The organism is Burkholderia sp. Ax-1720, assembly GCF_011753035.1.
GTDB lineage: Bacteria > Pseudomonadota > Gammaproteobacteria > Burkholderiales > Burkholderiaceae > Burkholderia > Burkholderia gladioli.
Genome location: NZ_VWWK01000194.1, coordinates 1 through 12,424, shown reverse-complemented (window position 1 = coordinate 12,424; position 12,424 = coordinate 1). Strand labels below are relative to the sequence as shown.

Below are 12,424 nucleotides of genomic sequence, written 5' to 3'. Positions count from 1 at the left end.
TGCGCGTCCCTCGCATTCTCGTCGGCCTCGGCGCTGGCGCCGAACACCGAGGAAAACACGTCGCCGGAAGCATAGGGATTGGGTGGCACCGCCAGGCGCGGCGCGGCTTCGGCCGACGCGGGGCGGGCCGCGGGCGGCAGCGCGCGTGCCTGCGCGGCCAGCGAGGCGGCGGCCGGCACCTTCGGCGCGAGCGCGGCCAGCTCGGCGTCGGCCAGCGCGACGATCTCGACCGAGCCGTCCTCGAGCGTGCGATTCGACAGCACCACGGCATCGCCGCCAAGCGCCTCGCGCACCAGACGCAGCGCGTCGCGGCTGGTCGGGCCGGTGAATTTGCGGATGTTCAAGCGTTACCCCCGATGACGTTCGTGACTTTGATCGTGCGTGTTTCCGGCACTTCGGCGTAGGACAGCACTTTCAGTTGCGGCAGGCTGCGGCGCAGGAAGCGCGCGAGCATCGCCCGCAGCGCGTGCTGCACCAGCAGCACCGGCGGCAGGCCCATGTTCTGCTGCCGGAGCATCGCGTCCTGCGTGCCCATCAGCAGCGTCTGCGCGAGCCCCGGCTCGAGGCCGGGATTCGCGCCGGTGGCGAGCGCCTGCGACAGCACCCGCTCGAGATTCGCGTCGAGCCCCATCACCTGCATCTCGCCCGAGCCCGGGTACCACTGCTGGGTGATCGCGCGGCCCAGCGCCAGGCGTACCGCGGCGGTCAGGTCGTAGGGATCGGTGATGCGGCCGGCCTGCTCGGACACCGCCTCGATGATGGTGCGCATGTCGCGGATCGGCACGCCTTCCTCGAGCAGGTTCTGCAGCACGCGCTGCAGGGTGGTCAGCGAGACCGTCTTGGGCACCAGGTCCTCGACCAGCGAGGGCGCGTCGCGTCCGGTGCGCTCCAGCAGCGCCTGCACTTCCTGGCGGCCGAGCAGCTCGGCGGCGTGCTGCACCACCAGGTGGTTGAGGTGGGTGGCCACCACGGTGCTGGCGTCCACCACCGTGTAGCCGTAAACCTGCGCCGTCTCGCGCTGCGACACGTCGATCCACACCGCCGGCAGGCCGAAGGCCGGGTCGCGCGTCTGGGCGCCGGGCAGCGCGGCCGTCACCTGGCCGGGGTTGATCGCCAGCCACTGGCCCGGGAAGGCCTCGCCGGTGCCGACCTCGACGCCCTTCAGGGCGATCCGGTAGCCGTTGGGGCGCAGCTCGAGGTTGTCGCGGATATGGATCACCGGCGGCAGGAAGCCGATTTCCTGCGCGAACTTCTTGCGGATCCCCTTGATGCGCTTGAGCAGCTCGCCGTCGCCGCTGTTGTCGACCAGCGGGATCAGCCGGTAGCCGACCTCCAGGCCCAGCGTGTCGATCAGCGTGACGTCCTCCCAGGTCGCCTCGTGGCTGTCGGCCGGCAGCGCCGCGGGCGGGGCGATCTCGGTGAGGTCGCCGGCCGCGTGCCGGGCCGCCTCGCGGCGGCGCATCACGCGCGCCATCCAGATCGAGCCGCCGCCGAGCAGCAGGAACGCGAAGTGGGGCATGTTGGGGATCAGGCCCATCATCACGATGATGGTGCCGGTGATGGTCAGCACGCGCGGGTTGGTGAACAACTGCCCGGTGATCTGGGTGCCGATGTCCTCGTCGGTGGCCACCCGCGAGACGATCACGCCGGCCGCGGTCGAGATCACCAGCGAGGGGATCTGCGCGACCAGGCCGTCGCCGATGGTCAGCAGCGTGTAGTTCTTGCCGGCCGCGGCGAAGCTCATGTCGTGCTGGACGATGCCGACGATCAGCCCGCCGATCACGTTGATCGCCATGATGATCAGGCCGGCGATCGCGTCGCCGCGCACGAACTTCGAGGCGCCGTCCATCGAGCCGTAGAACTCGGCTTCCTGGGCCACCGCCACGCGCCGCTTGCGGGCCTGCTCCTCGTTGATCAGGCCGGCGTTGAGGTCGGCGTCGATCGCCATCTGCTTGCCCGGCATCGCGTCGAGCGTGAAGCGCGCCGACACTTCGGCGATCCGCCCCGCGCCCTTGGTGATCACCGTGAAGTTGATGATCATCAGGATCACGAACACCACGATGCCGACCGCGAAGTTGCCGCCCACCAGGAAGTGGCCGAAGGCCTCGATCACCTGGCCGGCCGCGTCGGGGCCGGTATGGCCCTCGAGCAGCACCACCCGCGTGGAGGCCACGTTCAGCGACAGCCGCAGCAGGGTGGAGAACAGCAGCACGCTGGGGAAGGCCGCGAAATCGAGCGGCTTCATGGTGTACATGCTGACCAGCAGCACCATCACCGACAGCGCGATATTGAAGGTGAACAGCAGATCCAGCAGCAGCGGAGGCAGCGGCAGGATCATCATGCCGAGGATCATGCAGATCAGGATCGGGCCGGCCAGCGCGCGCAGGTTGGCCACGTCCAGCCGGCCCACACGCTTGCCGAGCGCTCCGGTGGGCGTGCTCATGCGGCACCTCCGTCACGGCGCGCGGCGCCCTCGCCCAGCACCTCGGTCGCTTCCTCGGCCTCGTCCTGTTCCGAGACGCTCGCGCCCTTGTCCAGCTCGGCCGGCACGTCCAGGTCGGTCGGCTCGGCCGGGAACGCGCCGCCCTCGCTGCGGAAGCGCTTCAACTGATAGACCCAGGCCAGCACCTCGGCCACCGCCGAATACAGCGGGCCCGGGATCTCGCGTTCGAGTTCGACGTTGTGATAGAGCGCGCGCGCCAGCGGCGGCGCTTCCAGGATCGGCACGCGATGCTCCTCGGCCAGCTCGCGGATGCGCGCGGCCACCAGGTTGATGCCCTTGGCCACCACCTTGGGCGCGCGCATCTCGCCGTCGGTGTAGCGCAGCGCCACGGCGAAGTGGGTCGGGTTGGTGACCACCACGTCGGCCTTGGGCACGTTGGCCATCATGCGGCGGCGCGCCATGGCGCGCTGCTGCTGGCGGATCCGGCCCTTCACGTGCGGATCGCCCTCGTTCTCGCGATGCTCGCGCTTGACCTCTTCCTTGGTCATGCGCAGCTTCTTGTTGTATTGCCAGAGCTGGTAGGGCACGTCCATGCCGGCCACCACCAGCATGCCGGCCACCGTCACGCCGCAGCACACCGCCACCAGGTGCAGCGTATCGGCCAGCGCCTGGTGCAGCGGCAGCATCATCAGACCGAGCAGTTCCTCGCGGCTCTTCCAGATCGCGATGCCGCCGATGCCGCCCACCACCACCGTCTTGGCCAGCGCCATGCCGAGCTGGATCAGCCCCTGCAGCGAGAAGATCCGGCCCAGCCCGCTGATCGGGTTGAGACGGTCGAACTTGAAGCCGATCGCCTTGCCCGACAGCAGCCAGCCGCCCAGTGCGATCGGCGCGGCGAGCGCGGCCAGGCCGGTCAGCGCCAGCACCGGCGCGAGCGCCGAGAGCCCTTCCATGCCGGCGCGGCCGGCACCGGTGAGCATCGCGTGGGTGTCGAAGGCGGCAGCGCGATCGAAGCCGAGCGAGCCGCGCAGCATGGTGCGCAGGTGCTCGCCGATCGGGCCCGACAGCATCCACGCCCCGTAGAAGCCGGCCGCCAGCAGCGCGAACGAGGACAGCTCGCGCGAACGCGCGACCTGCCCTTCCTCCCGCGCCTTTTCACGGCGCCGGGGGGTGGCTTCTTCGGTTTTCTCGAGATCGCTGTCCTCTGCCACTGCAGCCTCCACGCGGAAACGACGGGATGCCATTTCCAGTGCATCGATTATTGATGGACGTGTCGAGCGGCGATCGGTCGAGGAAAGCGGGGAAACCGGGGTATTTCCGACGATGGAAGGCGGGGGCGGTAAAAACGACAGGGCGCGCGGGGGGAGGGAGCCGGCGGGCGCGGGGCGGGAAATGAGGCGGAAGACAGGGCGGAAGGCAGGGCCGAAGACAGGGAGGCGGCCGGGGCGCGAAGGCGGCAGCGGCGGCCCGCCCTGCCCGCGGCCGGCCGCCTGCCCTCATGCATCCGCCGCGAGCGCCCTCAGCCGGCGGCGGCGCGCTCCAGCTCGGCGAGATCGAGCTTCTTCATGTTCATCAGCGCGGCCATCACGCGGCCCGCGCGCGCCGCGTCGGCCTCGCCGAGCAAGGCCGGCAGCTGCACCGGCACGATCTGCCAGGACACGCCGAAGCGGTCCTTGAGCCAGCCGCACTGCTGCGCCCCGGCATCGCCGCCCTCGGCCAGGCTGGCCCAGTAGCGGTCGATCTCGTCCTGGGTCCGGCAATTGACCACGAAGGACACCGCCGGGCTGATGCGGAACACCGGGCCGCCGTTGATCGCCGAGAAACCCTGGCCGGCCAGCTCGAAGGCCACCGTCATCACCGTGCCCTCGGGCTGGCCGGCGGCCCGCGCGCCCTCCTTGCCGTAGCGGGCCACGCGCGTGATGCGCGAATCGTCGAACACCGAGACGTAGAAATTCGCCGCCGCCTCGGCCTCCTGGTCGAACCACAGGAACGGCGTGATGCGCTGGATCGACGGCTGCGCCGTCGCCGGGATGGATGTCATCGCCTGCCTCCTTGCGGGGCCGGACCGCGCCGCGGGCCGGCCCTCGATGCGCCTGGAAACGCCGCGCCGGGATCGCGCGGCCGAACCTCGATGATAGGCGAGCGCGCCAACCTCACGCCAAATGAAAAAGGGCGCGACCGCCACGCCCTCGCGGGCGGGACGATCGCGCCCTTCGGGCGCGCGGGCCGCGGCGGCCCGTCAGAGCGCGATGTACGGCGTTTGCGTGCCGCCCAGGTTGCGCAGGTCGAAGCCGAAGTAGATGCTGCGGCCGAAGAAATGCGGCAGCCCGAAGTCGAGCGTCTGGTTCTGGCCGAACGGCCCGCCCAGGTTGGCCAGCGCGAAGCCGTTGCTGTTGAACAGCGCCTGCGCGTTGGCGACCGAGAAGCTCACGTTGAGGGTGCTCAGGTCGGTGCCGGTCAGCGAGGCCGTCAGGTTCTGCGTGGTGCTCGGGCAGTAGAACGAGGCGTTGTTGCTGCAGGTCGGCAGCGGCGTGCTGCTGTCGGTGGAATCGAAGAAATACGCGTTCGAGCCGGTGTCGAAGAACGCCGAGGCGATCGCGCGAGCCTGGAAGGTCCCCGTCACGTTGCCCGAGGTGGTGGTGCCGAGCCGCGTGACGCCGCCCGGCAGCGAACCGACGCCCAGCGTCAGCGTGCCGCTCGCGTTGCCGCCGCTGGGCGTGCCGAGCTGGACGATCACGCCGTCGTTGTTGCTCGGGAAGCGCGCCACCGGATTGGCCACCTGGCGATTCAGCGCCACCGTGGTGCGGGTGCAGCTGCCGCTCGACGGACACGAGTAGTAGTTGCTGTTGGCGGTCGAGTTGACGCAGGCGCTGCCGCAGTCGAACGGCGACTGGCCGACCCCGAGGATGCCGTTGGCGCCGAGCGCGGCGACCGAGTTGGCCGAGCTGCCGCCGTTCGAGCAGGAGCTGGGCACGTTCGAGGTGCCGAGGTCGCCGATGATCTGGATCGGCACCGCGCTGGCGGTCAGGCCGGCCAGCTTGACGTCGGCCGAGCGCACCGAGCCCCAGGTGAAGCTCGACACGAACTGGCCGCACTCGGTGAGGGTGCCGCCGTTGCTCGCGGTCTGCGTCGGCAGGCTGCCGAGCACGCTGGAGGCCGCCGAGCCGACCAGCCGCAGCCCGAACGAGGCGGTATCGAGCAGCACGTTGTTGATGACCTGGCAGTTCGAGGTGCCGGGCGCGCAGACCGTGACGCTGACGGTCGGCATGTTCACCACGCTGCCGAGGCCCGCATTGACGACGATCGGCACCTGGTTGCCGGTGCCGGTATTGCCGCTGCCGACGGTGCCGCCGCCGGAGCTCGGCGTGCTGGCGTTGTTGCTGGCGCCGCTGCCGCCGTCGCCGCCGCCGCAGGCGACCAGCGCGGCCGTGATCGCGACCAGGCCCAGCGCGGCGAGCCAGCGGAAGGGATTCGAGGAAGTACGCAAGATGGGGCTCCCGGTGGTCACTGGATATCGGCGCCGGTCATGCCGGCGGGCAGCAGCGCGGGCAGCCAGGCCGAGCCGACGAAGGCGCCCATGTGGCCGCCCGAGCGGACCACCAGCGCGCTCGAGTCGATCGCGATCGGCGCGCGCAGGCCGCGGCTCGCGTGCGAGGCCTGGACGCCGGCGCTGTACTGGGAGAAATAGCTGCCGAACAGCGAGGCGAGATCGGGCTGGGTGGGGCCCTGCCAGGCCACGCCGAACACGCTGCCGTTGCTGCCGAGGTATTCGTGGATCACCGTGCCGGAGCCGAGGGTGGTTTCGCGCACCGTGTAGCCGGCCGTGGACTGCGCCGTGTTGGCGAGTTTCGTGCTCGCGGCCCGCGAGGGCGAGAGCGTGCGGACCACCGCGGCCGTGTCGTCGGCGGGCGGCGCCGAGGGCGGCCCGCCCAGTTCGGCGAACGCGCCGCTGGCGCATCCCGCCGCCAGCGCGCCGGCGGCCCATTTCGCGGCGAGGCCGCGCATGCTTGTCGATTTCACCCTGTCACCCCTCGTAAGCCGGCACCGCGGCGCGAGACGCGCGCCGCTGGCGCCCGCAGTGCAAACCGTCGATCGTCCGCCGATCCTCGGCCGGATTTGCAGCCGGATTCGTGGCCGAATCAGGACCGAACCCGGCGGACCGCGTTGCGGATCACCCGTCCCGGCCGGAGATTCCAGCCGGGCAGGACGCCAATGTCGATCGGTAGTATGCCTTCGGCCGACAGCAAAAACCAAACGCGATTCGCCGGCTGGTAAGCAACTGTAACGAAGCGCCGGCCGGCGGGGCGAAACCGGCGGCCGGCCGGGCCGGATCACAAAATGAAACGGCCCGCGGGCGGCTGGCTCAGAACCCCAGGCTGGCCAGCAGGTCGTCGACCTGCGCCTGGTCCTGGACCACGTCGGTGCGGCCTTCGGGTGCGATCTGCGGGCCGTTGAGCAGCGTATCGGGATGTCCCTCGGCGGCCAGCGCGGCCGCGTTGGCGGCGAACTGCTCGCGGCGCTCGGGGGCGATGTTCTCGACCAGCACCGCCAGCAACTGCTGCTCGATCAGGTAGACCATCTCCATGATCTTCTTGATCACCTGCCCGGTCAGGTCCTGGAAGTCCTGCGCCAGCATGATCTCCAGCAGCTGGGTGCGGGTCGCCGAGGTGGCTTCGGGCAGCGCGCCGAGGAAGCCGCGCGTGTCGTCCATCAGCTCGCGCACCTCGGTGCGCTCGATCGGCGCGCGGTACCAGGTGGCCCAGCGCGCCTCGAGCGCCTCGGCCTCGGCCTGCAGCCGCTCCTGCACCGGCTTGGCGATCTCGATGGCGGTCAGCACGCGCTCGGCGGCCTGCTCGGTCATGTCGGCCACGTAGCGCAGCCGGTCGCGCGCGTCGGGCACCACCATCGCGGCCTGCTCGACGTGCTTGTCGAGCCCGAGCTCGCGCATCGAATCACGCAGCGTGCGGGTCAGCTGGCCGATCCGCGCGAGAATCCGGTCGCTGGTGAGATCCGCGCCATCCGCGCCGTGCTCGGCCGGAAAGCCGGCGCCGGCCAGCGCCGCATGAATCGGCTCGTCCATTCGTCAGCTCCCGGCCTTGGCCATCTTTTCGAGGATCTTGTTGAGCTTCTCGTCGAGGGTGGCCGCGGTGAACGGCTTCACCACGTAGCCGCTCGCGCCCGCCTGGGCGGCCGCGATGATGTTCTCCTTCTTCGACTCGGCGGTCACCATCAGCACCGGCAGGTGGGTCAGCGCGGCGTCGGCGCGGATCGCCTTGAGCATCGCCAGCCCGTCGAGGTTCGGCATGTTCCAGTCGGAGATCACGAAATCGAAACCGCCGCCCTTCAGGCGCGCGAGCCCCGCCGCGCCGTCCTCGGCCTCGTCGACGTTCGAGTAGCCGAGCTCCTTCAGCAGGTTGCGAACGATTCGACGCATCGTCGGGAAATCGTCCACCACCAGAATCTTCATGTTCTTGTCCATCACGGTTCCTCTGCAAAATTCGGTATTCTCGCCGCGTCCTCAGACGCGCTGCACACGCTCGCCCATCGCGGCCAGCACGCGCCGACTCATCTCGTTCAGGGGCACGACCTCGTCGGCCCCGCCCAGCACGATCGCCTCGCGCGGCATGCCGAACACCACGCAGCTGGCCTCGTCCTGCGCGAAGGTGCGCGCGCCAGCGCGCTTCATCTCCAGCAGGCCGGCCGCGCCGTCGCGGCCCATGCCGGTCAGGATCACGCCGATCGCATTCTTGCCCGCGTGCAGCGCCGCCGAGCGGAACAGCACGTCGACCGAGGGACGGTGCCGGTTCACCGGCGGCTCGTCCGACAGGTGGGCCAGGTAGTTCGCGCCGCTGCGCGCCAGCAGCAGGTGGGCATGGCCGGGCGCGATATAGGCATGGCCCGGCAGCACCCGCTCGCCATGCTCGGCTTCCTTCACCGCGATCCGGCACAGCGTGTTCAGGCGCTGCGCGAAGGACTTGGTGAAGCCGGGCGGCATGTGCTGCGCGATCAGCACCGCCGGCGCGTCGGGCGGCAGCGGCACCAGCAGCTCGCGGATCGCCTCGGTGCCGCCCGTGGAGGCGCCCACGATCAGCAGCTTCTCGGTACTGACCAGCGGATTGTTCATCAGCGGCGCGCTGGCCTGGCCGGCGGCCGCCGCCGGCTTGGCGGGCGCGGCCTGCCGCACGCGCGCGCGGGCCGCCGCGCGGATCTTGTCGGCCAGCTTCTCGGCGTAGTCGAGCATGCCGTCGCGGATCCCCACGCGCGGCTTGGTGACGAAGTCGACCGCGCCGAGCTCGAGCGCGCGCAAGGTGATTTCCGAGCCGCGCTCGGTCAGCGACGATACCATCACCACCGGCATCGGACGCAGCCGCATCAGGCGCTCCAGGAAGTCGAGCCCGTCCATGCGCGGCATTTCCACGTCCAGGGTCAGCACGTCCGGGTTGTGCTGCTTGATCAGCTCGCGCGCGACGAGCGGATCCGGCGCCGTCGCGCAGACCGCCATGTCGGGCTGGCTGTTGATGATCTCGGTCATCAGGCTGCGGATCAGCGCCGAATCGTCGACGCACAATACCTTGATTTTCTGCACGGTGCTCATGCCTCCTGCTTTTTCGTTGTAGCCGTCGAGCCGAACAGCTCGACGCGCGGCTTCGACGCGGCCGGCGCGGCGAACAGCTCGACGTGGGCGCGCGCGCGTTGCGCGCGGGCGGCGCGTGCCTCGGCCGCCGAGCGGGCCAGCGCGGCCTCGCGTTCGGCCACCCCGGGCACCGACAGCCGCAGCTTCTTGACCATCGCCTGCCCGGTGCGCGGCATGAACGCGACCTTGCGCGGATGCGTGCCCTGCAGGTCCTCGGCGGCGATGCGGATCTTCTCGAGCGCCAGGTAGCGGCGCACGAAATCGGCGTTGCGGTCGCCGATGTTGATGGTGGTCATGCCGGCCAGCACGGCCGCGCCGCCGAACACCTTGGCCTCGAAGCGCTCGCGCTTGCCGCCGGCCTTGATCAGCTCGTTGATCAGCACTTCCATCGCGTAGGCGCCGTAGCGCATCGAGTCGGAAGCCGGCGCGCGCGCGTCGGCGCCGTCGTCGGGCAGCATGAAGTGGTTCATCCCGCCCAGGCCCGCGAACGGGTCGTGCAGGCAGGCCGCCACGCAGGAACCCAGCACGGTGACCAGCACCATGTCCTCGCGGGTGGTGAAGAACTCGTTGGGCAGCAGCTTCACGCCGGGACGGCCGAAGTGGTTGTCGAAGTAGTGATTGCTCGCGATCGGCAGTGCGCTCATGCATCCTCCCCGGCCAGGCTGGGCGCGGCGCTGGCCGCCGCCGGCGCGCCGGCCTGCGCTCGCGCGCGCGCCGGACCCGCGGCCGAGGCCGCGTCGCGGGTGCGTTCGTAGACGGTCTGGCCGCGCAGCCGGAACGCCTGCGTCACGTAGGAGAAGTTCTCCGAGTGGCCGGCGAACAGCAGGCCGCCGGGCTTGAGCAGCGGCTCAAAGCGCGTCAGCACCTGCCCTTGCGTGGGCTTGTCGAAATAGATCATCACGTTGCGGCAGAAGATCGCGTCGAAGCCCTGGCCGATGCCGTAGTCGGCGTCGGTCAGGTTCAGCGGCTCGAAGCGGATCATCTGCCGAAGCTCCGGGCGCACCTTGACGCGCCCCGCCTGCGGGCCGGTGCCCTTCAGGAAGAAGCGGCGCAGCCGCTCCTGCGAGAGATGCTTGACCTGGTCGAAGGTGTAGATGCCCAGCCGCGCCTTCTCCAGCACCTGGGTGTCGAGATCGGTGGCGAGGATGCTGGCCTGGCGCGCCGCCGAGGGGCCGAGCGCCTCCAGCAGGGTGATCGCCAGCGAATACGGCTCCTCGCCGGTGGAGGCCGCCGAGCACCAGACCGAGACCGGCGCCGGCCGGCACGCGCGCCACGCTCGCGCTGCTGGAGACCACCGACCTCCACACCAACGTGCTGTCCTACGACTACTTCAAGCTGGCGGCCGACAATTCGATCGGCTTCGAGCGCGTCGCCACGCTGATCGCGGCGGCCCGCAAGCAATATCCGAACAACCTGCTGCTCGACGACGGCGACACCATCCAGGGCACCGCGCTGTCCGATTACCAGGCGCTGGTCAAGCCGGTTTCCTGCGACCAGACGCTGGCGATCTACAAGGTGATGAACGCCGCGAAGTTCGACGGCGGCGCGATCGGCAACCACGAATTCAACTACGGCCTGCCCTATCTCTCGCAGGTCACCGGCAATCGTTTCGACATCGACGGGCTGCCCGATCCGGCGCAGCAGCAGAAATGCGCGGGGCCGAACTTCCCGCAGGTGCTGTCCAACGTGATCAGCGCCAGGACCAATCAGCCGCTGTTCCAGCCCTACACGATCATCACCAGGGTGGTGAGCGCCACCGCGCCCGACGGCAGCACCGTGAGCGCGCCGGTCAAGGTCGGCATCATCGGCTTCACGCCGCCGGCGATCATGAGCTGGGACAAGCGCTGGCTGGACGGCAAGGTCTACACCACCGGCCTCAAGGAAGCCGCCGAGAAGTACATCCCCGAGATGCGCGCCAAGGGCGCCGACCTGGTGGTGGCGATCTCGCACGGCGGCCTCGACAATTCCGCCTACTCGCCGACCATGGAGAACGGCAGCTGGTGGCTGGCCCAGGTGCCCGGCATCGACGCGATGCTGATCGGCCACTCGCATCAGGTGTTCCCGGACGCGAACAGCACGGTCGGCCAGTTCAACCTGCCGGGCGTCGACAAGGTCAAGGGCACCGTCAACGGCGTGCCCACCGTGATGGCCAACTACTGGGGCAAACACCTCGGCGTGATCAAGCTGGGCCTGGCCTGGGACGGCAAGCGCTGGAACGTCGACAAGTCGCAGACCACGGTCGAGGCGCGCTCGATCCAGAACGCCGACAAGAGCTACGTGGCGGCCGACCCGAGCGTGTCGGCGGCGATCGCGGCCGAGCACCAGGCCACCATCGACTACGTGAAGACGCCGGTGGGCAGCACCGACTACCGCATGAGCAGCTACTTCGCCGATGTGGGCGACCCGGGCGCGATCCAGATCGTCAACGAGGCGCAGGCCGACTACGTGGCGAGCTACGTGCAGGCGAACCTGCCGCAATACGCCTCGCTGCCGGTGCTGTCGGTCAGCGCGCCGTTCAAGAGCGGCTTCGGCGGCGGCACCGACTTCACCGACGTGGCGCCGGGCGGCCTGGCGATCAACAACGCGGCCGACCTCTACCTGTACCCGAACACCGTCTACGCGGTGAAGATCAGCGGCGGCGACCTGAAGGCCTGGCTCGAGACGGCCGCCAAGCGCTTCAACACCATCGATCCGAACGCCGCCACCGTGCAGCAGCTGGTCAGCAGCTTCCCCGGCTACAACTTCGACATGTTCACCTCGCCGGACCTGAGCTACGAGATCGACGTCACGCAGCCGGTGGGCAGCCGGATCCGCAAGCTGCTGTACAAGGGCGCGGCACTCGACGCGAACGCGCAGTTCATCGTCGCCACCAACAACTACCGCGCCAGCGGCGGCGGCAACTTCCCAGGCCTGGACGGCAGCAAGACGATCTTCGCCTCGCCCGACGCCAACCGCGACGTGCTGATCGCCTACATCAAGAAACGCGGCAAGCTCACCCGCGCCACCGACGGCGCGGCGCGCAGCTGGCGCTTCACCCGGCTCGCCAGCTCGGCGGCGCACGTGCGCTTCGCCTCGGCGCCGAACCTGCTGGCCGAGGCCGCCGCGGCGGGCCTGACCGGCATCACCCAGGTGAGCGCCGACGACGGCAGCGGCAAGGGCCTCGCCACCTATGAAATCGACCTGACCCAGTGAGGCCCGCGATGCGCATGTTCGACAGCTTGTCCGCCGGCGCCTCGGCAACCGTCTCCGCGTCGATCTCGGCCCCGGCGCGCGGGCTGGCGCGCCTGGCCCGCGCCAACCTGCCGGCCGCCGGCATGCTGGCGGTGGCCGCGCTGCTCGCCGCCGGC

General features: G+C 70.0%; 9 protein-coding genes and 3 pseudogenes. 1 reads left to right on the top strand and 11 read right to left on the bottom strand.

Going from position 1 to position 12,424, the window contains the following annotated elements; translation table 11 throughout:
• From flhF to F3J18_RS31680, 11 genes and pseudogenes are all read right to left on the bottom strand, one after another.
• Nucleotides 1–344: pseudogene (gene flhF, locus F3J18_RS31730) on the bottom strand (flagellar biosynthesis protein FlhF); the annotation flags it as partial.
• The gene (gene flhA, locus F3J18_RS31725; protein WP_013696288.1) at nucleotides 341–2,443 is read right to left on the bottom strand and encodes a flagellar biosynthesis protein FlhA; all 2,103 of its coding nucleotides are present in this window, start codon (nucleotides 2,441–2,443) and stop codon (nucleotides 341–343) included. The pseudogene flhF and the gene flhA, both read right to left, overlap by 4 nt.
• Complete coding sequence (flhB, locus tag F3J18_RS31720; protein ID WP_013696287.1) at nucleotides 2,440–3,654, bottom strand: flagellar biosynthesis protein FlhB; 1,215 nt, start codon at nucleotides 3,652–3,654, stop codon at nucleotides 2,440–2,442. Before flhB ends, flhA begins: the two co-directional genes overlap by 4 nt.
• A 308-nt stretch (nucleotides 3,655–3,962) precedes the next feature.
• The gene (locus F3J18_RS31715; RefSeq protein ID WP_013696286.1) at nucleotides 3,963–4,484 is read right to left on the bottom strand and encodes a VOC family protein; all 522 of its coding nucleotides are present in this window, start codon (nucleotides 4,482–4,484) and stop codon (nucleotides 3,963–3,965) included.
• Between the two features lie 198 nt (nucleotides 4,485–4,682).
• Nucleotides 4,683–5,930 (bottom strand): DUF3443 domain-containing protein, encoded by a 1,248-nt coding sequence (locus tag F3J18_RS31710; RefSeq protein ID WP_166916068.1) that lies wholly within the window; start codon nucleotides 5,928–5,930, stop codon nucleotides 4,683–4,685.
• 17 nt (nucleotides 5,931–5,947) lie between these two features.
• Nucleotides 5,948–6,448, bottom strand: a complete 501-nt coding sequence (locus F3J18_RS31705; protein ID WP_052142664.1) for a DUF2844 domain-containing protein — start codon at nucleotides 6,446–6,448, stop codon at nucleotides 5,948–5,950.
• A gap of 358 nt (nucleotides 6,449–6,806) precedes the next feature.
• Nucleotides 6,807–7,523 (bottom strand): protein phosphatase CheZ, encoded by a 717-nt coding sequence (gene cheZ, locus F3J18_RS31700; RefSeq protein ID WP_025099988.1) that lies wholly within the window; start codon nucleotides 7,521–7,523, stop codon nucleotides 6,807–6,809.
• Nucleotides 7,524–7,526: 3 nt separating this feature from the next.
• Nucleotides 7,527–7,922 carry a chemotaxis response regulator CheY gene (gene cheY / locus F3J18_RS31695; protein WP_013696282.1) on the bottom strand — a complete coding sequence of 132 codons (396 nt, stop codon included), beginning with the start codon at nucleotides 7,920–7,922 and terminating at the stop codon, nucleotides 7,527–7,529.
• A gap of 39 nt (nucleotides 7,923–7,961) precedes the next feature.
• Entirely contained in the window at nucleotides 7,962–9,038 is a 1,077-nt protein-coding gene (locus tag F3J18_RS31690) for a chemotaxis response regulator protein-glutamate methylesterase (RefSeq protein WP_166916066.1), read from the bottom strand.
• Nucleotides 9,035–9,721 (bottom strand): chemoreceptor glutamine deamidase CheD, encoded by a 687-nt coding sequence (gene cheD / locus F3J18_RS31685; protein WP_025099990.1) that lies wholly within the window; start codon nucleotides 9,719–9,721, stop codon nucleotides 9,035–9,037. The genes F3J18_RS31690 and cheD overlap by 4 nt, the downstream gene beginning before the upstream one ends.
• Nucleotides 9,718–10,338: pseudogene (locus F3J18_RS31680) on the bottom strand (CheR family methyltransferase); the annotation flags it as partial. The pseudogene F3J18_RS31680 and the gene cheD, both read right to left, overlap by 4 nt.
• Between F3J18_RS31680 and F3J18_RS31675 the strand changes: the two are divergent.
• Nucleotides 10,329–12,269: pseudogene (locus F3J18_RS31675) on the top strand (bifunctional 2',3'-cyclic-nucleotide 2'-phosphodiesterase/3'-nucleotidase); the annotation flags it as partial. The pseudogenes F3J18_RS31680 and F3J18_RS31675 sit on opposite strands and share 10 nt — an antisense overlap.
• Between the last annotated feature and the right edge of the window lie 155 nt (nucleotides 12,270–12,424).

What these genes read in the sequence shown, in the direction of transcription:
- F3J18_RS31715 (WP_013696286.1), bottom strand. Translation starts at nt 4,484, where the DNA reads ATGACATCCATCCCGGCGACGGCGCAGCCGTCGATCCAGCGCATCACG.
- cheZ (WP_025099988.1), bottom strand. Translation starts at nt 7,523, where the DNA reads ATGGACGAGCCGATTCATGCGGCGCTGGCCGGCGCCGGCTTTCCGGCC.
- cheY (WP_013696282.1), bottom strand. Translation starts at nt 7,922, where the DNA reads ATGGACAAGAACATGAAGATTCTGGTGGTGGACGATTTCCCGACGATG.
- F3J18_RS31705 (WP_052142664.1), bottom strand. Translation starts at nt 6,448, where the DNA reads ATGCGCGGCCTCGCCGCGAAATGGGCCGCCGGCGCGCTGGCGGCGGGA.
- F3J18_RS31690 (WP_166916066.1), bottom strand. Translation starts at nt 9,038, where the DNA reads ATGAGCACCGTGCAGAAAATCAAGGTATTGTGCGTCGACGATTCGGCG.
- flhA (WP_013696288.1), bottom strand. Translation starts at nt 2,443, where the DNA reads ATGAGCACGCCCACCGGAGCGCTCGGCAAGCGTGTGGGCCGGCTGGAC.
- cheD (WP_025099990.1), bottom strand. Translation starts at nt 9,721, where the DNA reads ATGAGCGCACTGCCGATCGCGAGCAATCACTACTTCGACAACCACTTC.